A 25,651-nucleotide genomic window follows, 5' to 3' on the forward strand; every position below is an offset into this window, starting at 1 on the left:
AAAGCAGCGACAGATCATTTTGCACCCAAATCATAATGATTAATTATGCTTCCATATCAATATATTCTTCAAATAGATAAAACTTGAACTATGACAGAGTATTTATCATAAAGATTTTATCAATAAAAAGTTAGCTTTAATCAGATGCAATTGATTTTCATTTAGCCTAAAAGTAGGTTTTAGCTCTTACATAATTAAAATAATCAGATATAAAAATTAAAAAATAAAAGTCACGTTACAAATAAACAATAATTATATAATATATAGTTAAAATTTTAACAAAAAAGAAAAATTTAAATATATTATGTGCCTTGTATCATTTTTATTTTTACAGAATGTCATCAATTAATAATTAATCTTATAAAATAGAATAAAAACTCATTTATGTTCAGAAAAAAATCTATGTTATGCATAACAATTCTATTAATTCTTCCATAATAGCTTAAAACTTCAAATTATGAGATTAGTCAAGTTATTATTTTGATCTTTGTTAATTATTCGCTACTATATTTTTTATCTCATCTGTTGATGAGAAAATATGAACTGTTGTTTCTGTGTTATTTTACAGAAATAAACTAAAGCAATTCGTGGTCGTATTTATATACGGCATTAACATTAACCCAATAATCTGTTTCTCTGTAGAATAAGTTTGTCAGAGGCAGATGCATTAAGAATTAAGAAATGAAAACCAAGCTAATTATTTCATCTTTACTTGTTTCATCTGTATTTATGTCCGCGGCTCATGCTGCTGATGGACAAATTAAATTTACGGGAAAAATTACCGCCAATGCGTGTAAAGTCGATTCAAATTCGGCTAACCAAACCGTAAATATGGGAACTATCAGCTCAAGTTCATTTGCTGGAGCTTATAGTACTTCTGCCCCTACCCGTTTTAGTATTAAATTGTCCGACTGCCCACAAGATTACCAACATGCACAGGTTAAATTTGACGGCCAATCGGACAGAGCTAGTAGCCGATTTTTAGCGTTAACGGGTAATGGCGGAGAGAGTCCGGCTCAAGGTGTCGCAATTGCACTTTATGAAGATGACAGTAATACCATGATCAATCTGGCAGAAAATTCACGTCCCCAGTATTTCTCACATAGAAAAACAGAAGAATTGAGATTTGTTGCCAAATACATTGCAACAGCTAAAACCGTAACCCCAGGTACGGGTGATGCAGTCGCTAACTTCACTATTATCTATAACTAACTACCTGTAACCAAAGGAAGTTATGGCAGGGAAGCCAAAACAATATCACTCTGGTCTAAATATTGTTTGGAGCGACCGCTTTGAAATATTTTCGTGTTTTAATTTTCACTCTTATTTATATTTTCAGTACTAATACTTCTTTTGCGGGCGTCGTCATTGGCGGCACACGTGTTGTTTATATTAGTGACCAGAAAGAAGCCTCTATTTCTATTAATAATCCAGAAGCTGATATCTCTTACCTCATTCAATCGTGGGTTCAAGGTGAAGATGATGAAACTAAAGTCCCTTTTATTATCACTCCCCCTCTTTTTAAATTAACAGCCGAGAATGAGAATGTTTTACGAATTGTTAAAATTGGCAATGGATTACCTGATGACAAAGAATCTTTGTTCTGGCTCAATATCAAATCTATTCCTGCCACAACTAAATCAGAACAGAATCAATTGCAAATCACGGTAAAATCTCGATTTAAGTTATTCTATCGCCCCGCCAATTTAGCCAATAATGCCGGTATTGCTTATAAGGCTCTGAAATTTAAAACCGATGGACTCAAACTCATTGCAGAAAACCCAACGCCCTACTATATCTCTTTTTCTGTGTTGACCACCGGCAATAATGTAGAAAATTACGAGATTAAATCAGCGGGGATGATCCCACCTTTTCAACAAGAGAGTTGGGATGTTCCTATTAAAAATATCAATCGAGTGACCTGGAAAACGATTAATGATTTTGGTGGCGTAACACCAGAAGAAAGACGTGAATTGTAGGATAGTAGGTATATCACAATTAAAAATTTATTATTATGAATAACTATCGTCATTATCTTCAACAAAATAGTCCTGATAATTGGACATTACTTATCAAGCTAAACTTGCGTTGTCTATATTGTAAGGTGCCTCTTTGTGCATTGTTAACCACATCTCTTTGGATGTATAACAATGAGGCTTACGCTGAAGAGTATTTCAACATCAATGCACTGGAAATCCATTCAGGTTTTGAAGATATTGATCTCTCTATCTTTACTCAAGATGATCAACAGCCTCCCGGGCGTTATTGGGTAGATATTTATCTTAATCGAGAAAAAGTAGATACGGGGAATGTCGATTTTATTATCGTCAATAACAAGTTATCTCCCGAAATTAAGATACAACAGCTCAGGGAAATGGGGGTGAATATTGAGTCATTTCCCACGCTGCTTACTTTGCCGCAAGAAACGGGGCTTGCCGATCTTGGCCAATATATTCCATCCGCATCGACATCTTTCGATTTCAAACATCAGCGGCTGGATATCAGTATTCCCCAAGCCGCCTTAAAGAGTCAGGCGAGAGACTACGTACCCCCTCATTTGTGGGATCAGGGATTAACGTCCCTGTTAGTCAACTATAGCTATAGTGGCTCCATGACCTGGCAGGATGATCAAGTAGGTTCAACAAAAAATCATTTTCTCAATCTGAGAACGGGCGTTAATTGGGAAGCATGGCGTTTGCGCAACTATTCCACTTACAGTAGTCAAAATAGAAAATGGCAGAATATCAATATATACCTCCAGCGAGATATTCATGCACTGAAAAGCCAATTAATATTTGGAGACAGTTACACACCTTCACTTATATTTGATAGCTTTCAGTTTCGCGGTATGCAATTGTCTTCCGATGACAATATGTTGCCCGATAGCTTAAAAGGATTTGCACCGATAATTAGAGGAATTGCCCAAAGCAATGCCCAAGTCACCATCAAACAAAATGGTTACATTATCTATGAATCCTATGTTTCTCCTGGGCCTTTTGTCATTAATGACCTCTATCCAACAAGTTCAACCGGAGATATAGAAGTCATTGTTAAAGAAGCTGATGGGAAAGAACATCGTTCTGTACAAACTTTTTCCACTGTGCCGATTATGTTACGGGAAAATAGCCTGCGACATTCGCTGACTTTGGGAAAATACCAATCTAATTCTCACCGTGGAAAAACACCCTATTTCATGCAGGGTACGGTGATTTATGGTATTTCTAATCATGTCACTGCCTATGGTGGAAGTACGATTGCAAAAGATTACCAATCCATTGCTTTGGGTACAGGCTATAGTCTCTCTGACTGGGGTTCCCTTTCTTTTGATGTGACTCACGCCAAAACCAATTTAATACCGAACTCCAACAATTATGGTCAATCGTACCGTTTCCAATATGCCAAAGATCTATCCCAGACAGGCACTAACCTCACTCTCGCAGGTTATCGTTACTCAACACAAAATTTTTATGATTTTAAAGAAGCGAATGAGTTAAATACTGCAATCGATGGAAGGAGCAGCAATAAACGCAGTAAATTGCAATTACATATTAATCAAACCCTTGGGGATTGGGGAACCATTTATTTATCTGCTTTTCAACAAGATTATTGGCATCAAAAAGGTTACGAAAGGAATATCAGCGCAGGTTATAATACAAGTTACAATTCAATTAATTATAGCTTGAATTATTCTCACAGCGCTTTCCCCGGTTCAAATCGCAGTGAGCAAATTGTTTCATTCAGCATGCAGGTTCCCTTTGATCGTTGGCTGAAAAACAGCTGGGTAAGCTATAACATGACCAGCAACAAAAGCAGTGATACGTCTCATCAAGTTAGCTTAAATGGTACAGCTTTTGAAGATAACAATCTGATTTATAGCATTCAGCAAAATTATACTGACCGTAATCAAAGCGTTGGCGGAAATATCAGCGCAGAATATAAAGGAACATATGGCCAAGTCAGCGCTGGTTACAATTACGACAAATACGCCAAGCAACTGACTTATGGTTTAAATGGCGGGATTGTTGCTCATCCTTATGGTATCACCCTTTCCCAACCGTTGGGAGGTACATCGGTATTAGTACGCGCCAATGGTGCTTCAGAAATCAAAGTGCAAAACCATACCGGTATCAAAACTGACTGGAAAGGCTATGCCATTGTGCCTTATGTCAGTAGCTATCGGAAAAACCGTATTGCGCTAGATACGCATTCAATGGGTAACAACGTTGATATTGATATCAATACGCAAACTATTATTCCAACCCAAGGTTCACTGGTACTGGCCAATTTCCAGACTCGTATTGGTTATCGCGCTTTACTGACACTTTCTTATCAAGGCAAAGAGATCCCATTTGGTGCAACTGCGACACTGGAAAAACAGCATGATACTGATGTTCCCAACAGCGCAATTGTCAGTAATGATGGGCAAGTTTATCTCAGTGGTATTCCTAAATTTGGTCGGATATGGGTTAAATGGGGATATAAAGAAATACAAGAGTGTTATGCCAACTATCGACTCTCTGGTGAAGAGCCTGCTTCAGGTTTGTATATGGTTGAAGCTTCTTGTGAATAATCTCTTGTAAATAACAATGACGATATATTTATATGATATATAATAAAAATAGTGGAAATTATTCTATGGCCAACAAATTAAAATTATTATTGGCAAGTACGTTTCTCATCGGCACGATGAGTAGTTTTTCCAGTTTAGCGAACAACTATTGCCAATATTCTGCGGGTTTTGTGCCTGGCATGACTCTAGTTTCTTTTGGTACGATTACAGTTCCCCGAAACCATCCTATCGGAACAACTATCAAAGAAATACGTTTGGATCAGGTGGATGAAAAAGGTAATATCGCCCTCTGCGATACTTCCTTGCCTGCAATATGGGAACAACCTGATCTTACACCTGCAAGCTATAATCAGGATGCCATTTATGAATCCGGTGTTTCGGGAGTGGGTATCCGTATTAACACCTGGGGACCATATTATGGTATTGATTGGCTGCCCAGAACAGCGACCTATCCATTCACTTGTCCTTCACCGCCGCAATTTCAATGGAAAAAACAATATTGCGGTAAATCATGGGGTTATTTAACTGTACAGTTAATTAAGATTGCACCAACAACCGGTTCAGGAGCTATCAAGTCGGCGAAACTGACTCGTGCTACATTAGGTCACAATATCCCTGTTCATACTTTCAATTTATCGAACACATATATCATGACCAAAGGTTGTTCTCTCAATCAAAAAATGATTTCAGTCAACATGGGAGATATTAAAAAAAGTGATTTTCGCGGTATTTATAGTACAGCGGGAATGCAACATTTTGATATCAATATAAATTGCGATGCTAATGTGAATGTAGGACTGGCGCTGGATGGCAGGTCTGCAAACTGGAATTCCCAAGATATCTGGGCATTGGACTATAGTGACAACGTCACGGCAAAAGGGGTTGGTTTACAGATATTATATCAAAATCGCCCCGTAACAATGCGTTCTCCAGTTGTATTTGGCTCCACTCAATCTGGTGGAAATATAACCATTCCATTAGTTGCCCGTTATATCCAAACGGAAACGGAAATTAAGCCGGGCAAAGCAGATGCAACAGCAACAATTACTTTTGTATATCAATAGATGAAGATTGCCCCCTGCTTGGTATTGATTATTAGTGTTATTAAGTGGGGGATTTGGTGGTTTAAATAAGTATGTTGTAACTAAAAAACAATAATTGAACCTCTATAAAAGTTTTTGGGCAGTTGTTGTTTACAACTGCCCCAACATATCACGATGCGATATTTTCCATCGCCTGTAAAATACGCTTATCTGATATTGGATACGCAGTACCCAGTTGTTGGGCAAACAAGCTAATCCGAAGTTCTTCAATCATCCAACGAATTTCTTCGACTTCCGCTAACTGCTTCTGCTGAACAGACAGTTTTGCCAACCATTGTTGCCATTGACGCTGGATATGCTCAACCCTGCTCATATGCGCCCTATCTTTATTAGGATCTACCGCCAATTTTTCCAATCGACGTTCGATACCATTCAAATAGCGCAAAACATCTGCCAGGCGTTTCCAGCCGTGCGAAGTCACAAATCCATTAAAGGCCAGACCGGAAATTTGTTCTTTAATATCGGATAACGCCAGCGCGAGAGAGATATCCACCCGCCCTTTCAGGCGCTTGTTGATATTAAAGACCGCAGTCAGGATCTGCTCGACTTGTTTGGCAATATCAACCACTGCGTCATTCAAATTAGCTCGAACTTTATCATGCAAACTGGAAAATGCCTGTTCATCCCAGGCTGGTCCACCATTTTCTGAGATCAATTTATCAACACCACAGGAAATACAATCATCAATCAAATCCAACACTTTTCCATATGGATTGAAGTACAGCCCCAGTTTAGATTTGTTCGGTAATTTTTCATGCAAGTATTTAATCGGCGATGGAATATTCAGCAATAACAGGCGACGTGTTCCTTTCCACATTGCATTCTGCTGTTCGGATTCGGTTTCGAACAGTTTAATACCGATGCTATCCTTTTCGTCCACCAAGGCCGGAAATGCCTTAACAGAATAGCCTCCGCGCTTCTGTTCATAACATGATGGCAATGTCCCAAAGCTCCAGATATGTAACCCATTTTGTTCTATGCCATTATCTGCAACTGCCGAAAGAGTTTCCTGAACTTTTTCTTTCAATTTCAGTTTCAATGCTGACAGATCTTTGCTTTCCGCTAGCGGTTTATTTTTTTCACCTGTTTTCTTCTCTCCGATAATGCGGAATGTGATCTTCAAATGATCAGGCACTTGTTCCAACTGCCAGTTATCACGTGACACCGTCACTCCCGTCATGCGACGTAACTCTTTCTCAAGGCTATCCAGCAAAGAAGCCTGAGGTTGTGTCACACGTTCCAGAAATGCCTGCGCATAGTTAGGTGCCGGAACAAAATTACGACGTATTGGTTTTGGCAATGATTTAATCAAGGCAACCACCAATTCATGGCGAATTCCCGGAATTTGCCAATCAAATCCTTCATCTTTAACTTGGTTCAATACCGGTAAAGGAATATGCACTGTTACACCATCAGCATCGGTTCCCGGTTCAAATTGATAACTCAAACGGAATTTCAAGTTACCTTGATGCCAGTAATTGGGATAATCCAGCGCACTGACTTTATTTGCATCTCCCTTGATTAACATACTCTTTTCAAAGTTGAGCAATTCCGGCTGATCTTTGCTGGCGACTTTCCACCATTGATCAAAATGGCGCGACGAAACAACGTCTTTGCCAATGCGCTGATCATAGAAAATGAACAAGGTTTCATCATCCACCAAAATATCTCGTCGGCGAGATTTATGTTCCAGTTCTTCTACTTCTTCACGTAATTTCAAATTAGCGCGGAAAAATGAATGACGAGTTTGCCAGTCACCTTCTACCAGTGCATGGCGGATAAATAATTCGCGGCACAACATAGGATCAATTCGGCTGTAATTGACCAGGCGGCCCGTCACAATTGGCAAACCATATAAGGTGACTTTTTCCGTTGCCATTACCGCCCCCTGGGACTTCTGCCAGTGCGGTTCACTATAGTGCTTTTTGATTAAATGGGCCGCCAATGGCTCTACCCATTCTGGCTCGATGCGGGCGGCAATACGTCCCCACAAGCGGCTGGTTTCCACCAATTCAGCCACCATCGCCCATTTTGGGGGTTTTTTAAATAGTCCAGAGCCAGGAAAAACAGAAAAACGGGCATTGCGCGCACCGGTATATTCTTGTTTATCCGTATCTTTCTGGCCAATATGGGATAACAACCCTGCCAACAAGGCAACATGAATACTACGATAATCTGCTTCCTGACTGTTAATCGGCAACCCGATTTCTTTCACAACTTGCCGTAGCTGAGTATAAATATCCTGCCATTCCCTAACACGGAGATAATTCAGATAATCCTGCCGACAAAGTTTACGGAATTGGGAACTGGAAAGCGCGTTCTGCTGTTCCACCAGAAAATCCCACAGCTTCAGGAAGGCGATGAAATCTGAATCCTTATCCACAAAACGACGGTGTTTTTCATCAGAAGCCTGCTGCTTTTCCAACGGTCGTTCCCGTGGATCTTGAATTGACAATGCGGAAGCAATCACCATCACTTCGCGAACGCAACCATGTACCTTAGCTTCCAGTACCATACGCGCCAGACGGGGATCGATAGGCAACTGGGCCAATTGTCGTCCCATTGGGGTCAGTCGATAACTCCCTTCTGACAATGACTCTGGATCAATAGCCCCCAACTCTTCCAACAGGCGAACACCATCCTGGATATTGCGTTTATCCGGTGCTTCAACAAATGGGAAGGCGCTGACATCTCCCAAGCCAATGGCGGTCATTTGCAAAATAACGGAGGCCAGATTGGTACGCAGAATTTCAGGATCAGTGAATTCCGAGCGTGACAAAAAATCTTCTTCCGAATAAAGGCGAATACAAATCCCGTCCGAAACACGGCCACAACGCCCTTTTCGCTGATTGGCTGATGCCTGCGATATCGGTTCTATCGGCAAGCGTTGTACTTTGGTGCGATAGCTGTATCGGCTAATACGTGCAAAACCGGTATCGATCACGTATTTGATGCCTGGTACAGTCAGTGACGTTTCCGCCACGTTGGTTGCCAAAATAATGCGGCGACCGACATGGGGCTGAAATATTCTGTTCTGTTCGCTGTTAGACAACCGTGCAAAAAGTGGCAAGATTTCGGTATGTGGGAAATTTTGCTTGTTGAGGGCATCCGCCGTATCACGAATTTCACGTTCACCGCTCATGAATACCAGTATGTCACCTGAGCTTTCACGCCCTAATTCATCCACTGCGTCAATAATGGCTTCAAGCTGGTCGCGATCACTATCATCACCAGCCACGGGACGATAACGCACGTCTACCGGATAAGTACGTCCAGATACTTCGATAATCGGGGCTGTGTTAAAATGACGGGAAAAGCGTTCAGGATCGATAGTTGCAGAGGTAATGATGACTTTCAGATCTGGGCGTTTTGGCAGTAATTGGCGCAGATAACCGAGGATAAAATCGATATTCAAGCTGCGTTCATGGGCTTCATCGATAATTAACGTATCATATTGCAATAACAAACGATCTTGCTGCAATTCTGCCAGCAGAATACCGTCAGTCATCAATTTGACCAACGTATTTTCACTGACCTGATCATTAAAACGAACTTTATAACCGACCGTCGAGCCAAGTGGCGTTTTCAGTTCATCCGCAATACGGTTAGCAACCGCACGTGCTGCTAAACGACGAGGTTGGGTATGGCCGATCAGCCCTTTGACTCCCCTTCCCAATTCAAGGCAGATTTTGGGGATCTGAGTTGTTTTACCCGAACCGGTTTCTCCGGCAATGATAACAACCTGATTATCCCGAATGGCTTTATAGATATCGGCTTTCTTCTGGCTAACCGGCAAGTTTTCAGGATATTGAACCGAAGGACATGCAGCCTGGCGATTCATGATCTTCTGTTTTGCAGTCGCTATATCCGCCGCAATGGATTGTACTACAGCCTGCAAGGAGACTTGATTCTTAATTTTTGCTGCTCCATGCAGACGTTTTTTTAAACGGAACTGATCGCGCAACGGTGTGTGATCAAGTTCAGCGAATAATTCAGCAAATGGTGCTGTCAAAGGTGATTCCACGTGATAAATCCTTGTGACGTTTTTTAACTGAGTAGCGCTGTCTTTGCAGGCCAAGAGGATTATTTTTTATGACATAATGATATTAGAAGTGTAACATATCTTATGCGATCTCACGTACTCCTCCACACCAACTCATCGTTTGATTCAATGAATTTGAATGAATATCTCAAAATATTGAGCTATTGACTGAACAATTCACTATATAAAATATGATGCTCAAACAATATTATCAATGAAGTTATTAGTATCTTAGATAACTTGGGTTGTAGATAACTGAGGAAGTAGAGAATGAGTAAAGTACTGGTTCTGAAATCCAGCATCCTGGCACAATATTCCCAAAGCAATAAACTGGCTGACTATTTTGTTGAAAAGTGGTTGGCTGACCATTCAGAGAGCAACATTACCACACGTGATCTGGCTGAAAACCCAGTCCCAGTACTGGATGGAGAGTTAGTCAGTGCCTTGCGTCCAAGCGATGCGGAATTGACAGAACGTCAAAAAAACGTATTGGCGCTATCAGATGAGTTGATCGCAGAGTTAAAAGCACATGATGTTATTGTCATCACTGCGCCAATGTATAACTTCGCTATTCCTGTTCAACTAAAAACCTATTTTGATCTGATTGCCCGTGCTGGAGTGACTTTCCAGTACACTGAAAAAGGCCCACAAGGGTTACTGAAAGGCAAACGCGTTGTTATTTTGACCAGTCGTGGCGGCATTCACAAAAACAACCCAACAGATTTGGTGACACCCTACTTACGTACTTTCCTCGGATTTATCGGTTTTACAGATGTGGAATTTGTCTTTGCTGAAGGCTTGGCTATGGGGGCAGAATCCGCTAACCAGACACATCAAGATGCCCGTGACACGATAGATAGTATCATATTGAAAATGTGACAAAAGCAAACCGAAAAAATCGTTGTCTGATATCGTTCAATAAAATATCTCTTAATAAAAGTGAGATGGCGCGCCAAACAGCGCGCTGCTTATTTCTGCACCCAATTACCATTAATACCAAGCACATATTCTCCAGAAGCTGCACGGTTTACCAATTTTTCTCCCGTTATTTTGGCAACCTGTTCTGGTGTCATGTTGTTTTGAACTGCGATCTCCGCATATTTCTTTTGTCGCTCACTGTTAACTCTTTTCACCACTGACTGAGCATCTTGGGTATTTTTTATCGGTGCCAGATAGCCACTGAATGTCTCTCCCACCAGCCCTTGTTGCTTTGCTTCATTCAATGTCATGCCTATGGCAAAAGAGCTGAATAGCAGGCTCAACAGAAATATCCCCCCTATTTTTTTCATATTCCAGCCCTTAGAATAAATTAGAGTTGTTTTTGAGCATATCTTCAATTTGTCTGTCAACCTTAATATGGATCTCATGCTCAATTTTGACGTTCATGTTGATGTTGATAGGCTTATCCGGTGTTGCCATTTCCAGCCTGATGCAGCCCGCCAATGCCATACTGAATAAGGCTACACAGGCCAATATTATCCCCATTCTGACCGTTGGCAACTTGAATTCAATGTTCATTATCATTTATCACTCCTGCTCATTACAGATATATTTTTCTGCAACCATTTTTCCAAGTTACTGCCAAAACGCAGGCTACGCCATAACTGAAAAATATTCTCCTCATGATGATAGTTAAGCCTGACTTCACGTTTTCTATCTATCACGGGATTTACACCACTAATTTCTGAATGCAATGTCAAGATCCCCAAATTATCGAGCGTAACATACGCTTTTGAACGATCGATTTCTAAATAACGCAGCCAATCCATTGCCATACCTGCCGATAAGTCATTTTTTCCTATAGAATCAACTGTATCCTTATCCAACCTTAATGTCAGATAATCCTCATTAGATACCCACCCCCGTTGAATAATCCAACGTTTATCATTTAATAATACGGGTAATTCACCACTAATTTTTCCTGACATCGCCATTTGTTTGACTTTTAATACGCCAAACAATTTACTCAAATTCAGTTTGTTAAACCGTAATACTGCGGCTTTTTTTTGTGGGATCTGTAATTGGTCCATTGCCAATTTACCATCCAGCATATCCACATTCACATTGGTCAACGTCAATGGTTGTTCGTCCGTTGCTGGATAGTAACCCAGCAGATCAGCTGTTACATTTTGCATATCAAATAGCCCCTTAATGGCTTTGATCCGCAACTGGACGGGAGATCCCAACCCTAACTGCCACGTGTGCCCCTGTAAACGCCACGGTAAAACAAAATCCAGGTCATTAACTTCCCCATTTTTCAGCCACATACCCGCATTTTTGACCACCCAATGTCCCCCTGCACGCAATCCTTGCCCCTTTGCTGCGGAAAAAGCGGCCTGAGCATAAATAGTTCCACCAAGCACGGTAATACCCAAATCTGACGGAATTAGAGATTGAAAGGCTAATAAAGATTGCCTCGGCCAGCGGGCTTCTCCCCTCAATCGCTCTCCATCCCAACGACTATAAAAAGGAATTGGACCAATACCGTTAGAGTACAGCTTGCCATTCAACATAAAGTTATCTGGAGATGCTCCTGTAAGCGTGGCCTTAAAATCAAAGGCAGGCAAAAAACCACCAGAACGAAATTCTGTTTTCTGAGCAGACAATTGTAAATTTCCCGTTAAGTTAGGGCGATCTGCCGCCCTCTCCCAAATTAACGAATTTGTCAGTTGTAAGCGCGGTGCTTTCATCTTCACAAGACCATATTGGATAAGATCAAAGCCGGTATTTAATTTCTCTACTGTTATCTTTGATTGATTCCAACTTCCTCTGCCAGCGATATCCCAGTTAGCTTGTAATGGCGGTAAATGCCCATTTCCCCAATAACGCCAATGCCAATTTCCCTGATCGGGTATAAAATCTTTTGCCCACCCCTCCAGATGTAGCTTAAATTTCCCCCAATAACGGTCTTGTGCCACCACAATGGCTTGAAGACGGCCAGTAAAGCCATCACGGGTCAAATAAGTACCTGCCAAAGGTAATCTGGCTTCCTTGACCGTAAATGTTTCACTGACCTTCCCCCATGCCCGAAACAGGGCACCTGGACGAAAAGTAATTTTAGGATCAACCAATGGCCCTGTAATAATGGCAGGCAATGACATGGTCATGACCATCCGACCACGATTCATTTGCCCGGTAAACTGAAACGGAATATGAGCATTGGTTATATTGACTGGCGTTGGTTTCACGGAAAGAACAACATTGCCTTTACCCTGCTCATTTTGGGTGACCAGATTTACCCGTCCACTGACGAACATACCTGACAAGCCTTTTTTCCATTGTTCAAGCGTAATATTCGCCCTTCCAGACAACGCTTGATTACTCTCCAACCATTGCCATTTTCCATTAACAATCTGGAACTGCGATTCGTCAAATGACCAGGGTAATTCTGCCAATACCTGCTGATTTTTTCCTTCAATAACGGTGAGCAACCCACTCTGTTCCTGCCAATTCAATGCCAGTTGCAACGGATCGGGATATTGGCTCAGAGATAAGTGCGCTATGATTCGGCCTTGTTCTGGGAGCGTTGCAGTATTCAAGGGTAATGCGATATTTCCATTCAAGGACATCATCTGTTCAGGCAACTTCACAATAAAACGTTGAACAATGAGTTCCTGTTTATCTGCAATATGCGCATTGAGTTTTAATTTTTCACTTTGATAAGAGAAAATTTGCCCCTGAGATGATGAGCTAAATTGAAATTTGCCTGCAAACTCCTGCCAGGGCATAAGAGCCAACCGATCAACAGTAAGATTAACCGAAGGTATCGCAGATAATAGCTCTTGCACTGATAACGGGGCTGATTGCCCTTCTGCTACAGGGAGTTGCGCCAAGCATTGGCTCTGGCTGTCAATATTGGCGGCATGAATGTTCCAGCGGCGATTTTCACTATTTTCCCCGGATAAATATTCCACAGATAGCCCGGAGACTTTGATCCATTCACACTCTTTTACTTGCCATGACAATTCATCTAACCACAATTCACTGTTCTTCCATTGAGGTTGGCTCAAAGAAAAAGTGACTCCTTGTGGCAACCAATAACTGGCAATCAATGGTAACCAGCGTGGAAGTGTATACCATCCCATCGACACCAATAACGCCAGCAGTATCCCCATCACTGCAAGCACTTTGAGTATTTTTGCCATTAAATCCTTATCTCATCTTGTCAACCTGAGAACAACTTCCTGTTATGATAATCTCATATCAGGCTCTGAGCCGATTTATTATACAAGCTATCCCTATGAATAGCTTATCCGGCGATTTATTCGAGTATAGCGAAAGATAACGCTTAGAACCTTCAGGAGACGTCATGATTGCAGGCAGTTTTTGCAGCAAAGTGAATTTAATGAATGGCTCGAATGATTCTATAGTTGCTGTAGAGTGGAGATGTTGTTATGAAACTGGTTATTTACAGTACAAAGCAGTATGACCGTAAGCATTTTGAAATGCTCAACCAAGAACTTGGCTTTGATTATCATATCGAGTTTTTTGATTTTCCTTTAAGTCCACAAACTGCCAAAAATGCCGTTGGTGCGGATGCCATATGTATTTTCGTCAATGATGATGGTGGACGGGAAGTGCTGCAAGAACTGGCAGAGATGAATATCAAAATCCTGGCACTACGCTGTGCCGGATTCAACAATGTCGATTTGGATGCAGCGAAAGAATTAGGTATTCAGATTGTCAGAGTGCCTGCTTATTCTCCTGAATCCGTTGCTGAACATACTGTTGGATTGATGCTGTGTCTTAATCGACGTATCCACCGCGCCTACCAGCGCACCCGCGATGCTAATTTTTCCCTTGAAGGGTTAACCGGTTTTAACATGTATAAACGTACTGCGGGCATTATCGGAACAGGAAAAATCGGTATTGCTATTTTGCGGATTTTGAAAGGCTTTGGTATGCGTTTACTGGCACATGACCCCTATCCCAATCCTGAAGCCTTGAATATGGGTGTGGAATATGTGGAACTGGATACTTTATATGCTGAATCGGATGTGATCTCCCTGCATTGCCCCATGACACCGGAAAACCACCATTTATTGGATGAAACAGCATTCAACAAAATGAAAGATGGCGTGATGATCATCAATACCAGCCGAGGTGCCCTCATTGATTCCGTGGCTGCCATTAACGCGCTGAAACAACAAAAAATTGGCGCATTAGGTATGGATGTTTATGAAAATGAAAGAGATTTATTCTTTGAAGATAAATCAAATGACGTTATCCAAGACGATATTTTTCGCCGCTTGTCTTCTTGCCATAATGTACTATTCACCGGCCATCAGGCATTCTTAACCGAAGAAGCCTTAACCAGTATCAGTGAAACAACTTTGCAAAATATTCAGCAATTAGTTTCAGGAAAGGTTTGTCCAAATATTGTTGAATAGTGTTCAATAATCACTAACAACTGCGGCAAGTACATCACGGCCATAGGCATCAACCGAAGAGCCTAACCAGTATCAGTGAAACAACTTGCAAAATATTCAGCAATTAGTTTCAGGAAAGGTTTGTCCAAATATTGTTGAATAGTGTTCAATAATCACTAACAACTGCGCCTACGGACTGTGATTACCCAGTTGATACTGGGTAATCACAAATAATAAAACCCCGCCAAGGCGAGGTTTAGGGTTAATTTCTCTTATTTTCTTATGACAAGATAATACCAATCGTCAATGTTACGGTAATCCAAACCCCTACAAACGTTACATAGCTCATCAATCTGTTCTTCATTTTACTTTCCCTCATTATCAAACAAACATCCATAGCTGCACGGTAGTGGCCCTGACTGTCTGACATAAAAAATATAAACAGCATTTAATATATATTTGGTATGCAGCATAAGTTCCATACTAATATTTATTACAAAGGGTATTAAATTAGCCAGGTTGTTATAGCAATAAGACAATGCTCAGGTAATAAAACTGACCAGAATAAGAGAGTTAACTCATAAAAAACCACAATACGTAGTTTTTAACGAATTATTCACCTGAACCGGATTCAGTATGTGGTTTTTCGGGATATAACGATGCACTCCAGTTACTGTAAGTGCAAACAAATATCGACGGATCTTTGTTTGAAAATGGCGTAGCCATAGATTTGATTTTTTCCGCCAACTGCACGGATTCCATCGTCGAATTACCAATATAAGTTCCACCAGGCAGGCGATGCCATTTCCCATTAGGAAAGCGGATAGATTGGCTGAATTGATTCGCCGTCATCCTTTTATGTAATTTTTCATAACCCTCAATACCCGTGCCATAAAGCTCTACGCGAATCAAATAACTTGCCATTTCTCTTTCCTTGTTTTTGATTTTTGACCAAACAAGTTATCAGTTTTTCTTTACTGTTTAAAGTCAGAAAAACGGGATAAAAATCCGATATTAATGCCAATTCCGGTACTTACATTATATGTATTTGATATAAAATCCCTTTCATATCAAATAATAAAACAATTACATTGGTGTATTTAAAATATGATCTTCCCAATCCACCACATCCGCTTCACACACAGCGATATGCCTGACAGAAATACGCTCCGCATGCATTGCCGATTTTGAACCGCTAACTAGTGGGTGCCACGGAAGGAGTCTTTCCCCCTCGCCAATCAGACGATAAGCACACGTCTTTGGCAACCATTCAAAGGTGTTCATATTCTCACGGGTCAATTTGATACAGTCAGGCTCGTATCTGAAACGATCTTCATAATTCTTGCACTGGCAGGTTTTAATATTCAGTTGATTGCAAGCAACATTGGTGAAATAAATTTCATCCGTATCCTCATCCATCAACTTATGCAGGCAGCACTGACCACAGCCATCACATAGTGCTTCCCACTCTTGATCTGTCATTTGTTCTAAGGTTTTCACCTGCCAGAAAGGTTGAGACATAATTTCTGTCATTCCTCGTGTTAAATCACTCTGGTTGTCAAAACGTGCTCATTGAGAGAAACATCTAACACATCACCAGATTGCAATGGCCCTACGCCTTCAGGCGTTCCCGTCAAGATAATATCGCCCGGACGTAAGGTAAAAAAACGCGACATGTAGCTAATCAACGGGATGATAGGCATTCGCATGTCACTCGTATTGCCGTTTTGGCGCAATTGGCCATTTACTGTCAAAGAAAGTTCGGCATTTTGTGGATCACCAAAAGCATTGACAGGAATAAATCCCGATATCGGGCATGACCGATCAAATGCTTTACTTTTTTCCCACGGTTGCCCCGATTGTTTAAATTCACGTTGCAAATCACGTAATGTCAAATCCAGTGCAACTGCAAAACCTGCAATCGCCTGACTGACTCGCTCTTCATTGGCATTCTTAAGTGCCGAACCAATCAAAACAGCCAATTCTATTTCATGGTGCACAGCACCTAATTCCTGTGGAATGAAAACAGGTTGGCGCAGATCACACAACGCGGTTTCAGGTTTAATGAATATCACTGGCTCTTCAGTGGATTGAGAGCCCATTTCTTTCATATGCTTGTCGTAATTACTGCCGACACAAACAACCTTATTAGCAGGAAAATCCAACAATACCCCCTGCCAATCTCGATGTTGGTACATAACATGGTTCCTTTAGCTTGTTTTCAGGATTTGATTTTCAGCGATTCAGCGAGTGAAAAAATGAGTACGTTGCATGATACCGTCTGCCATCATACCAACACTGAGCGCAAAATAGTAAGAACGATTCCAGTGCATGATAGTGCGGAAATTTTGTGTCACCCAAAATGCCCGTTGTGCCGAATCATCAGGGATGACTATCCAACCTTTGGTATTTGCAGGCAACTTAGCAAAATGAGGAGATGAAATTCCCAATGCCTGCCACTGTGCAATGGTTTTTCCCTGTTCAGGTTTAACGCCTTCTAAAGCGATATCAAAGCCTGTAGGTAACGAAATCGCATACCCCCAAGGTAAACCTTGTCTCCACCCTTCCTTATGTAAATAATTGGCAGTCGAGGCGAAAACATCTGCTTTATTATTCCAAATATCAATTTGGCCATCATCATCGCCATCAGCACCATACGTTAAGTAAGAGGTTGGCATAAATTGATTTTGGCCCATTGCTCCCGCCCAAGAGCCTTTCAGCACCTGATCTTTATCAATATATTGATTTTCAATTATTTCTAACGCTGCCAGTAACTGTTTGATAAAAAATACTTCTCGACGTCCCTCAAAAGCCAGCGTGGATAACGCCGAAATGACATCTTCTTTTCCCTGAAATTTGCCAAAACCGCTTTCTAATCCCCACAATGCAACAATATAGGCTTTGGGTACACCGTATTTGTGGCTGATCCTTTCTAGCTGGAGATGATTATCTTCATATTCCTTGACACCCTGTTCAATCTTCCGGGCTGGCAAGACGCGGTTCAGGTAATCATCCAAAGTCACTTTTTTTTCTGGCTGGTTACGATCGGCTTTAATGACGCGCGGAATAAAATGGATATTGGCAAATGCCCGATCCAAGGTTTTTTCACTGATCCCCTGCTCTCTGGTTTGCTGTTTTAGCAAGGCCACATAAGCAGGAAATTGTGATGGCTCACGGGCGTTCAATGGAAAATCCTGCTCCAATGCCCTGACTTCGGCTTGAGATCGTGAAGCCAACACGGATAGAGAGTACAATTGTTTGGCACTTATTTGTTTACCACTTAATGTACTGCACCCTGTCAGCAAAGTTGCTGTCAATAAAGTCAGCCCAGTGATTAATTTCATAAATCGGCTCCTCATCAATAATTCAGGATCAGGCAGTTACCAGCGATTTTTATTGCTTAGGCGGCTTATTTGGTGCCAGATGTTCATTGAGCAAACTTTCCATTGGCGGTGGTACTTGCAGGTAAAAACCCTGTTCACTCAACGCGAGTTTTACTTTTTCAATATCAGCATTAGCCAGTGTTTTTCTTCCAGATAATGAAATCATCATTGAATATTGAGGTTCACCAAATGCTTTTAACAGATCTTCAGGAACGCGTGAAAAATCCCCTTTCCTTCAATATATAGATATGTTTGGTCACGTTTTGGGCTTCTGTAGATTACACAAATCATTGTTATAAACTCTTTTAAATTAACTCTGTGACTTGCTTGAATAATTCACTAACTATAACATGCTTATTATATCTAAGAATATCGTCTCCCAGAGGCTTAGGAAAATGTTTGTGTAAACGACCTTGGGAAACTTAACCTTGCTGAGTCAGAATATCGATGTCACAATCGCCAATTGAACTAAAAGGCAGTAATTTTACGCTTTCGGTCGTTCATTTATATGATGACCAGCCGGAAGTTATTCATAAAGCTATGCAGGAAAAAATGGAGCAAGCGCCCGAATTCCTGAAAAATGCGCCCGTTGTTATCAATATATCTGCTCTCCCTGTTGATGCAGATCTCCCCACACTCCACCGAGCCATCGAGTCAGTTGGATTGCGCATCGTCGGCATCAGCGGTTGTCAAAACGAAGAACAACGAGAAGTCGTTCTAAAATCTGAACTTCCTTTATTGAAAGAAGGTAAAAGTCAGAAAGTTCTTACTCAAGAAAATAAACCGGCTGAACCTATTTTCAAAAAAACTCGTATAATTAATACACCTGTTCGTTCAGGACAAAGAATTTATGCACCAAACAGTGATCTTATTGTGACAAATAATGTGAGCGCTGGTGCAGAATTAATCGCTGATGGAAATATTCATATATATGGTGTGCTGCGTGGACGAGTATTGGCAGGCGCATCTGGTGATCAAGAAAGCCAGATTTTCTGCACCCATTTAAACGCTGAGCTCACCTCTATTGCAGGTCAATATTGGCTCAGCGAGAAAATCCCAGAAAATTTTGTTGGTAAAGCAGCAAAATTACGTCTGGTAAACAATGAATTAACTATTGAAACTTTAGTCTAGCCCTTATAACAAGGAATCGCTTCATGGCACGCATTATTGTTGTTACATCTGGTAAAGGTGGCGTTGGCAAAACCACTTCAAGCGCGGCCATTGCTACCGGCCTCGCCCAAAGAGGAAAAAAAACCGTCGTTATTGATTTTGATATCGGTTTACGGAACCTCGACCTAATTATGGGCTGTGAACGCCGTGTGGTTTTTGACTTCGTGAACGTCATTCAAGGTGACGCCAGCTTGAATCAGGCAATTATCAAAGATAAGCGCACAGATAATCTCTATATTCTGCCCGCTTCCCAGACCCGCGATAAGGAAGCCCTCACCCGAGATGGCGTTGAGAAAATTCTGAATGAATTGGATCAACAGGGATTTGAGTTCATTATCTGTGATTCACCTGCTGGTATTGAAAGCGGCGCATTGATGGCGCTCTACTTTGCCGATGAAGCAATTATTACGACAAACCCAGAAGTATCTTCTGTTCGTGACTCTGATCGTATTTTAGGTATCCTGGCATCCAAATCACGCCGTGCGGAGAAAGGGGATGAACCTATCAAAGAGCACCTTCTGCTGACACGCTATAATCCGGGACGTGTGAACCGCGGTGATATGCTGAGCATGGAAGATGTACTGGAAATTCTGTGTATTCCTTTGCTCGGTGTTATCCCGGAAGATCAATCTGTTCTCCGTTCATCCAACCAAGGGGAACCCGTCATTTTGGATAAAGACTCTGACGCGGGTAAAGCATACGAAGACACTATTTTACGTTTACTCGGTGAAAAACGGCCTTTCCGTTTCATCGAAGAAGAAAAAAAGGGCTTTTTAAAACGCCTGTTTGGGGGGTAACGCATGGCTTTGTTAGATTTCTTCCTGTCGAGAAAAAAACCGACGGCCAATATCGCCAAGGAGCGGCTACAAATCATCGTGGCAGAGCGGCGCCGTGGTGACTCTGAGCCTGCCTATTTGCCCGACATGAAACGGGATATTCTGGCTGTAATTTGTAGGTATGTGCAAATCGATCCAGATATGCTTTCTGTGCAGTTTGAGCAAAAAAATGATGATATCTCTGTACTAGAACTGAATGTAACATTACCTGAGGTTGAGGAATCGCCAAAATAGCCGTATCAAACGACGCTATTTAATTTAAGGCGGTGATTTTTGTAAAACAGTTTGTTATTTAAATAATAGATCAGGAAGTAAAGATAATTTTCCCTGCCTATATATCAGGCAGGGGGGGATCAAATTGACATCTTAAGTACTACATCTCATAAATAAGACCATAATGGTGATTGGATTAACGCTATTCCTGCGAATAATTTGCCAATATTTCAGCGATAGGTTCAGCCAGCAACTTGCCTCGCCAGCCCCTGATTAACTCAGGTTGATATTCCGGCGCTTTCAATTTCCAATGCCAACAAAGTAATTGATTAATTTGACGGCGAGAAGCCAGCAGTTCAGCACTGAAATAATGGGATCCCCCACCTGAGTGACCAAAGATTTAATTTCTTTAAATGCCTTACGATAACCAGGATAATCAACCAAATTCACAATTTGAGCCGGACACGCTTCTGCGGGAATATCCTTACTCTCCGCAACCATCGCCAACAATCGACGACCATGACAACGAATTTCTTGCCCACTCAATCCCAAAGCGTCCAATTCAGCCAAAGAAGTTGGCATATAACGGGCAACCTGCCATAAATTTTCTTCGCGGATCACGAAATTGACCGCCAAGTCACGTTCACGAGCCTGATTTAAACGCCATGCAGCCAATTTTTTCAAACAGGCCAATTGCCTTGGACGCAATTGCCATGCATTACCAATATCCTTATAAGCGTATTCCGGCATCAATACTTCTCTACGGCGTTCGGCTATCAGATTGCTTTCATCTTTTGCCGCATCCAAATATCCCGCCTGCCCTGTTTTTTCCATCAAAATATCGGCCAGCGGTAATAAATAGTAGACATCCGCCGCCGCATATTGACATTGCTTTTCGCTCAACGGTCGAGCCAACCAATCAGTGCGGGATTCACTCTTATCCAATTCAATATGCAAATACTCAGCAACTAATGTTGCAAAGCCGCATGACATGGGGTGACCAATAAATGCAGCCAGTACCTGAGTATCAATCATGGGTTCTGGCAAGCACTGGAAACTATTACTAAAAACTTCTAAATCTTCACTGCCGGCATGGATAAATTTTAATACGTTCGGATCTGTCAATAGCTCCCTAAAGGGCTGCCATTGCGAAATTTCGAGGGGATCAATCAGAGAAAGCTGTTCACCATCAAACAGTTGTATCAAACCTAATTGGGGATAATACGTCCGTGTACGTACAAATTCAGTATCCAGTACAATTCTTGCGTGTTTTTTTGCCTGCTCACAGGTTGACTGCAATTGGGCATCGGTAGTAATCAACTGATAATTCAAAACATCATTCTCTTAACCATTCATAAGACATGCACAACAACGCCGGTAAAACCGGCGCTGTTGATGTGCAATGGGATATGGCAATAAATAGGCTCAATTTGTAGCAGCATTATCCATTTTTGCCAATTCTTCATTGCGAAGTTCTCTGCGAAGAATTTTACCGACATTAGATTTTGGTAATTCAACGCGAAATTCAATGAGCTTCGGCACCTTATATCCCGTCAGGTAACGACGGCAATGCGTTTTAAGTTCATCCTCTGTCAAACTGGGATCTTTGCGTACCACAAATATTTTGACAATTTCTCCTGAGTTTTCACTCGGAACGCCCACGGCTGCCGACTCTAACACTTTAGGATGGGAAGAAACAACATCTTCTACTTCATTTGGATAGACATTAAATCCAGAAACCAGGATCATGTCTTTTTTCCGATCAACAATGTGTAAAAAGCCTTTTTCATCTACGCTGGCAATATCCCCAGTTGCCAACCAGCCATCTTTCAACACCTCATCAGTCGCATCAGGGCGATCCCAGTAACCTTTCATTACCTGTGGCCCACGTACCCACATTTCACCTGCTTCGCCCGGTGAAACTTCATTACCATCATTCCCTACCAACTTGATTTCTGTTGAAGCAACGGGAAAGCCAATACTGCCACTGTAGTAGGTCAAGTTATGCGGGTTAGCTGAAACCAGAGGGGCACATTCTGTCAATCCATAACCTTCCAACAGATGACAACCTGTCAAGTTTTGCCATTTTTCAGCCACCACTCGTTGTACGGCCATGCCGCCACCAACAGATAAACGTAATGAGGAAAAATTTAGCTTCTGGAATTCCTGATTATTCAGCCAGGCATTGAATAACGTGTTAACTCCCGATAGTGCAGTAAAATGATAACGCGATAGCTCCTTGACCGTGCCGTTTACATCGCGAGGGTTGGTAATCAACAAATTTTGCCCCCCCAATTCAATAAAGAACAGGCAATTTATCGTTAAAGCAAAGATATGGTACAACGGCAATGCAGTTACCACTAACTCTTGCCCAGGCTTCAATAACGGAGAATAACAGGCTCTGGCCTGTTCAAGGTTTGCCAACATATTACGATGAGTCAGCATTGCACCTTTCGCAACCCCTGTGGTGCCCCCTGTATATTGCAAAAAAGCCAGGTCCTCGTTTTTCACATCCGGTTTGACATACTGCATGCGATAGCCTTTATGAATCGCACTACGGAACGAAATAGCATCCGGTAAGTGATATTTAGGCACGAGCCTCTTAATGTATTTAACGACGAAATCAACAAGAGTCCCTTTAGGACGTGAAAGTTGGTCACCCATACGCGTCAAAATAACGTTCTTGACTTGCGTATTAAAGACAATCTTTTCTAAGGTATGTGCAAAGTTAGAAACGATAACAATGGCAGATGTGCCACTGTCATTAAGCTGGTGTTCCAATTCACGCGGGGTATAGAGCGGGTTCACATTTACAACAACCATACCTGCACGCAGAATACCAAATAGTGCCACAGGGTATTGCAGTAAATTGGGCATCATCAATGCCACGCGATCCCCTTGTTTCAGCCCCAGGCCATCCTGTAAGTAGGCAGCAAAGGCACGGCTACGCTCTTCCAATTTACGGAAAGTCATTACCTCGCCCATATTGATAAATGCGACTTGATCGGCATAACGCGCTACAGCATTTTCAAACATTTCAATCAACGACGAATAACGATCGGGATCGATTTCTGCCGGAACATCTGCCGGATAATGTTTTAGCCAAACTTTTTCCAAGTTGAATACTCCTGAAATCTAATTGCGATGTAACCACTGACCATAAAACAAACCTGACCTGTATATTTAACAAATTATTAACTCAGCGTACCAGTTTGCAAAGCAACAATGTTCAGGTTGGCGATACACATCACTAATTTAATACTATCAATTACTGCAAAAAAATAAGGCAGCTTTTGCCGCCTGAGTATTTTTTATTATTTATCAATAAATTAGTTAAATTATTAGCACTTGGATTTATAATTAACTAATTATACACTGATTTAATAATTTTTGGCTTGGAGTCTTACTATTATTCCAAACAGTTATAAGTAAGGCATGACAGTTAAAGGATAATTATCAGGAGTTCATGTCACACCAGATACCCCTTGGTTGGCAAGAGGTTTATTCAGTTAAAATTGTTTCAACTGATACAGGCTGGAATGATGAATAACCGAGCCAAAACGGATCATAAGGGTTGCCATAATAGCTCCATGGACCCGTTCCTACAGCAGGAGAAAAAATCATTCTCTGAGATTCATACCAACGTTTCACTCCTGTTGCATTCATCACAACATAATTGTACGGGCTATTGCCTACTTTTCCTTTTTCAAGACCAGTAATCAAACCTACAACAGTCACATAATGATCTTTAAAATCATTGGGTTCTAAAAAAGTATTCACGTAGGCATAAACTCGTCCCAAAGAAGGCGCATCCAAACGAGGGGAAGCATTGCCTGCTAATGGCATGGCAGATATTTCTAATCGAGTCTGGCTTTTTTCATTCAAGACACTAAGCACTTTGCCGCCAAATCTCCCTTCATGTCCAATGTATAACTCAGGTATATTCTTGACAGAAAGCAGGTTTTCCACTGGTGTTTTAGTCGTTCCTTTAATAACATCAGGAACTGACACGCAGCCCGCAAGTACCAGGGTTCCCAATAATGCCAACGCTTGCAGTATGCTTCGATAGTATATTCCATTGAGCATAACGCCTCCAACGCAGAAAAATCTTATTAGACTAACCCTCGTCTGGTTAGTCAGACTCTAACCCTTTATACTTCATGGACACCGTTTTCTGCCACAAGTTGCATGAATTTTATTGCACCAGGCAGAAGCGCCTTAACGGCCCGGCAATTTTTTCCATGTCACTTCATTACGTAAGTAAACGGGTTCAGCATGTTCAACCGCTGTCGCCTCCCCCGCGTTCCACATCTGAATAGCCAGTGGCAGCATATCTTCCGCATGGGGTAAAGTAACATCGCTGGTAGTCAGCATTAAGTGGCAGTTCAATAATTGAGGATAGGCTTCCCAGCCCGTTCCAGCAATTCCCCATTCGCCTGATAAGGAATTCATAATCTCTTGCACTTGCTCAGGTTTCAAAACTGCTTCCGTTTCATCGCCCTGCCATTCGCCTTGTGAATTACGAGTGTATTGCCCCCAGTAAACTTCCCCCATCCGCGCATCAATAGCAACCAAAACGTTTGTTGCTCCTGTTAAGCGAAAAGCCCCTTGCGCCATTGTTTTCAGCGAAGAAACACCAATCATCGGTAATTCAGCGCCCAATGCCAGCCCTTGGGCGATGCCAACACCAATCCGTACACCGGTAAAACTGCCCGGTCCACGACCAAACGCTAACGCATCCAATTGTTGCAGGTTTACTCCACCTTTTGATAAAACCGCTTGAACCATCGGTAAAATACGTTGCGTGTGCTCCCGTGGGGAAATTTCAAACTGTGCTTCAATAGCACCTTCATTCCAAAGTGCAACAGAACAGGCTTCAGTTGCAGTATCAATAGCTAAAATTCGCGTGGACATGCCTTAACTCCGGCAAGATATAGGATCCAAAACAAGGGGCTATACTACCAT

Annotated in this window: 20 protein-coding genes and 2 pseudogenes; 9 read left to right on the plus strand and 13 right to left on the minus strand. The window is 41.7% G+C overall.

Annotated elements, in window-relative coordinates:
* Nucleotides 1-681: 681 nt before the first annotated feature.
* The 4 genes from ACSJJG_RS10220 (at nt 682) to ACSJJG_RS10235 (ending at nt 5,634) form a co-directional block, all read left to right on the plus strand.
* A complete protein-coding gene (locus tag ACSJJG_RS10220; RefSeq protein ID WP_481089290.1) occupies nt 682-1,212 on the plus strand; it encodes a fimbrial protein in 531 nt (176 codons plus the stop codon).
* A gap of 80 nt (nt 1,213-1,292) precedes the next feature.
* On the plus strand, nt 1,293-1,979 hold the full coding sequence (locus ACSJJG_RS10225) for a fimbrial biogenesis chaperone (protein WP_481089291.1): 687 nt from the start codon (nt 1,293-1,295) through the stop codon (nt 1,977-1,979).
* Nucleotides 1,980-2,119: 140 nt separating this feature from the next.
* Nucleotides 2,120-4,570, plus strand: a complete 2,451-nt coding sequence (locus ACSJJG_RS10230) for a fimbria/pilus outer membrane usher protein (RefSeq protein WP_481089292.1) — start codon at nt 2,120-2,122, stop codon at nt 4,568-4,570.
* A 32-nt stretch (nt 4,571-4,602) separates the two neighbouring features.
* Complete coding sequence (locus ACSJJG_RS10235; RefSeq protein WP_481089293.1) at nt 4,603-5,634, plus strand: fimbrial protein; 1,032 nt, start codon at nt 4,603-4,605, stop codon at nt 5,632-5,634.
* Between the two features lie 148 nt (nt 5,635-5,782).
* On the opposite strand, the gene hrpA is transcribed toward ACSJJG_RS10235, so the two are convergent.
* Complete coding sequence (hrpA, locus tag ACSJJG_RS10240) at nt 5,783-9,697, minus strand: ATP-dependent RNA helicase HrpA (protein ID WP_481089294.1); 3,915 nt, start codon at nt 9,695-9,697, stop codon at nt 5,783-5,785.
* Between the two features lie 288 nt (nt 9,698-9,985).
* On the opposite strand from hrpA, the gene ACSJJG_RS10245 reads away from it, so the two are divergent.
* Nucleotides 9,986-10,594, plus strand: a complete 609-nt coding sequence (locus ACSJJG_RS10245; RefSeq protein ID WP_481089295.1) for an FMN-dependent NADH-azoreductase — start codon at nt 9,986-9,988, stop codon at nt 10,592-10,594.
* Between the two features lie 89 nt (nt 10,595-10,683).
* On the opposite strand, the gene ACSJJG_RS10250 is transcribed toward ACSJJG_RS10245, so the two are convergent.
* From ACSJJG_RS10250 to ACSJJG_RS10260, 3 genes are read right to left on the minus strand one after another with little or no spacing between them, the layout of a single operon-like run.
* On the minus strand, nt 10,684-11,004 hold the full coding sequence (locus ACSJJG_RS10250; protein ID WP_481089296.1) for a YdbL family probable chaperone protein: 321 nt from the start codon (nt 11,002-11,004) through the stop codon (nt 10,684-10,686).
* Between the two features lie 10 nt (nt 11,005-11,014).
* Nucleotides 11,015-11,200, minus strand: a complete 186-nt coding sequence (locus tag ACSJJG_RS10255; protein ID WP_481090419.1) for a YnbE family lipoprotein — start codon at nt 11,198-11,200, stop codon at nt 11,015-11,017.
* Nucleotides 11,201-11,235: 35 nt separating this feature from the next.
* Nucleotides 11,236-13,860, minus strand: coding sequence for a YdbH family protein (locus tag ACSJJG_RS10260; RefSeq protein ID WP_481089297.1), 2,625 nt, complete (start codon nt 13,858-13,860; stop codon nt 11,236-11,238).
* Between the two features lie 249 nt (nt 13,861-14,109).
* Between ACSJJG_RS10260 and ACSJJG_RS10265 the strand changes: the two genes are divergently transcribed.
* Nucleotides 14,110-15,105, plus strand: coding sequence for a 2-hydroxyacid dehydrogenase (locus tag ACSJJG_RS10265; protein ID WP_481089298.1), 996 nt, complete (start codon nt 14,110-14,112; stop codon nt 15,103-15,105).
* Between the two features lie 591 nt (nt 15,106-15,696).
* Here the strand turns inward: ACSJJG_RS10265 and ACSJJG_RS10270 are convergent.
* The 5 genes and pseudogenes from ACSJJG_RS10270 to ACSJJG_RS10290 all read right to left on the minus strand — a co-directional run bounded on the left by ACSJJG_RS10270 (nt 15,697) and on the right by ACSJJG_RS10290 (nt 18,758).
* Nucleotides 15,697-16,008 carry a type V toxin-antitoxin system endoribonuclease antitoxin GhoS gene (locus tag ACSJJG_RS10270; protein ID WP_099119045.1) on the minus strand — a complete coding sequence of 104 codons (312 nt, stop codon included), beginning with the start codon at nt 16,006-16,008 and terminating at the stop codon, nt 15,697-15,699.
* Between the two features lie 162 nt (nt 16,009-16,170).
* Nucleotides 16,171-16,608, minus strand: a complete 438-nt coding sequence (locus ACSJJG_RS10275) for a YcgN family cysteine cluster protein (RefSeq protein WP_481090420.1) — start codon at nt 16,606-16,608, stop codon at nt 16,171-16,173.
* Nucleotides 16,609-16,625: 17 nt separating this feature from the next.
* Nucleotides 16,626-17,282, minus strand: a complete 657-nt coding sequence (locus ACSJJG_RS10280) for a fumarylacetoacetate hydrolase family protein (RefSeq protein WP_481089299.1) — start codon at nt 17,280-17,282, stop codon at nt 16,626-16,628.
* 45 nt (nt 17,283-17,327) lie between these two features.
* A complete protein-coding gene (locus ACSJJG_RS10285; protein ID WP_481089300.1) occupies nt 17,328-18,428 on the minus strand; it encodes a lytic murein transglycosylase in 1,101 nt (366 codons plus the stop codon).
* A 49-nt stretch (nt 18,429-18,477) separates the two neighbouring features.
* Nucleotides 18,478-18,758, minus strand: a pseudogene (locus tag ACSJJG_RS10290) (YcgL domain-containing protein).
* A gap of 156 nt (nt 18,759-18,914) precedes the next feature.
* Between ACSJJG_RS10290 and minC the strand changes: the two are divergent.
* Genes minC through minE form a run of 3 tightly spaced genes read left to right on the plus strand, consistent with a single transcriptional unit; the run spans nt 18,915 to nt 20,707 of the window.
* Entirely contained in the window at nt 18,915-19,598 is a 684-nt protein-coding gene (minC, locus tag ACSJJG_RS10295; protein ID WP_481089301.1) for a septum site-determining protein MinC, read from the plus strand.
* Nucleotides 19,599-19,621: 23 nt separating this feature from the next.
* Nucleotides 19,622-20,434 (plus strand): septum site-determining protein MinD, encoded by an 813-nt coding sequence (gene minD / locus ACSJJG_RS10300; protein WP_481089302.1) that lies wholly within the window; start codon nt 19,622-19,624, stop codon nt 20,432-20,434.
* A gap of 3 nt (nt 20,435-20,437) precedes the next feature.
* Nucleotides 20,438-20,707, plus strand: coding sequence for a cell division topological specificity factor MinE (gene minE, locus ACSJJG_RS10305; protein WP_481089303.1), 270 nt, complete (start codon nt 20,438-20,440; stop codon nt 20,705-20,707).
* 181 nt (nt 20,708-20,888) lie between these two features.
* Here the strand turns inward: minE and rnd are convergent.
* From rnd to tsaB, 4 genes and pseudogenes are all read right to left on the minus strand, one after another.
* Nucleotides 20,889-22,018 (minus strand): annotated as a pseudogene (gene rnd / locus ACSJJG_RS10310) (ribonuclease D).
* 93 nt (nt 22,019-22,111) lie between these two features.
* On the minus strand, nt 22,112-23,803 hold the full coding sequence (gene fadD, locus ACSJJG_RS10315) for a long-chain-fatty-acid--CoA ligase FadD (protein WP_481089304.1): 1,692 nt from the start codon (nt 23,801-23,803) through the stop codon (nt 22,112-22,114).
* A 384-nt stretch (nt 23,804-24,187) separates the two neighbouring features.
* Nucleotides 24,188-24,772 (minus strand): Slp family lipoprotein, encoded by a 585-nt coding sequence (locus ACSJJG_RS10320; protein ID WP_481089305.1) that lies wholly within the window; start codon nt 24,770-24,772, stop codon nt 24,188-24,190.
* Nucleotides 24,773-24,904: 132 nt separating this feature from the next.
* Nucleotides 24,905-25,600: a tRNA (adenosine(37)-N6)-threonylcarbamoyltransferase complex dimerization subunit type 1 TsaB gene (gene tsaB / locus ACSJJG_RS10325; protein WP_481089306.1), complete on the minus strand. Its 696-nt coding sequence runs from the start codon at nt 25,598-25,600 to the stop codon at nt 24,905-24,907.
* Nucleotides 25,601-25,651 lie beyond the last annotated feature (51 nt).

The sequence above is a fragment of the Xenorhabdus sp. SGI 60 genome, assembly GCF_056632175.1.

What these genes read in the sequence shown, in the direction of transcription:
- tsaB (WP_481089306.1), bottom strand. Translation starts at nt 25,600, where the DNA reads ATGTCCACGCGAATTTTAGCTATTGATACTGCAACTGAAGCCTGTTCT.
- ACSJJG_RS10250 (WP_481089296.1), bottom strand. Translation starts at nt 11,004, where the DNA reads ATGAAAAAAATAGGGGGGATATTTCTGTTGAGCCTGCTATTCAGCTCT.
- ACSJJG_RS10255 (WP_481090419.1), bottom strand. Translation starts at nt 11,200, where the DNA reads ATGGGGATAATATTGGCCTGTGTAGCCTTATTCAGTATGGCATTGGCG.
- minC (WP_481089301.1), top strand. Translation starts at nt 18,915, where the DNA reads ATGTCACAATCGCCAATTGAACTAAAAGGCAGTAATTTTACGCTTTCG.
- ACSJJG_RS10235 (WP_481089293.1), top strand. Translation starts at nt 4,603, where the DNA reads ATGATATATAATAAAAATAGTGGAAATTATTCTATGGCCAACAAATTA.
- ACSJJG_RS10285 (WP_481089300.1), bottom strand. Translation starts at nt 18,428, where the DNA reads ATGAAATTAATCACTGGGCTGACTTTATTGACAGCAACTTTGCTGACA.
- ACSJJG_RS10265 (WP_481089298.1), top strand. Translation starts at nt 14,110, where the DNA reads ATGAAACTGGTTATTTACAGTACAAAGCAGTATGACCGTAAGCATTTT.
- ACSJJG_RS10320 (WP_481089305.1), bottom strand. Translation starts at nt 24,772, where the DNA reads ATGCTCAATGGAATATACTATCGAAGCATACTGCAAGCGTTGGCATTA.
- minE (WP_481089303.1), top strand. Translation starts at nt 20,438, where the DNA reads ATGGCTTTGTTAGATTTCTTCCTGTCGAGAAAAAAACCGACGGCCAAT.
- ACSJJG_RS10220 (WP_481089290.1), top strand. Translation starts at nt 682, where the DNA reads ATGAAAACCAAGCTAATTATTTCATCTTTACTTGTTTCATCTGTATTT.
- minD (WP_481089302.1), top strand. Translation starts at nt 19,622, where the DNA reads ATGGCACGCATTATTGTTGTTACATCTGGTAAAGGTGGCGTTGGCAAA.
- ACSJJG_RS10260 (WP_481089297.1), bottom strand. Translation starts at nt 13,860, where the DNA reads ATGGCAAAAATACTCAAAGTGCTTGCAGTGATGGGGATACTGCTGGCG.
- ACSJJG_RS10245 (WP_481089295.1), top strand. Translation starts at nt 9,986, where the DNA reads ATGAGTAAAGTACTGGTTCTGAAATCCAGCATCCTGGCACAATATTCC.
- ACSJJG_RS10280 (WP_481089299.1), bottom strand. Translation starts at nt 17,282, where the DNA reads ATGTACCAACATCGAGATTGGCAGGGGGTATTGTTGGATTTTCCTGCT.
- ACSJJG_RS10270 (WP_099119045.1), bottom strand. Translation starts at nt 16,008, where the DNA reads ATGGCAAGTTATTTGATTCGCGTAGAGCTTTATGGCACGGGTATTGAG.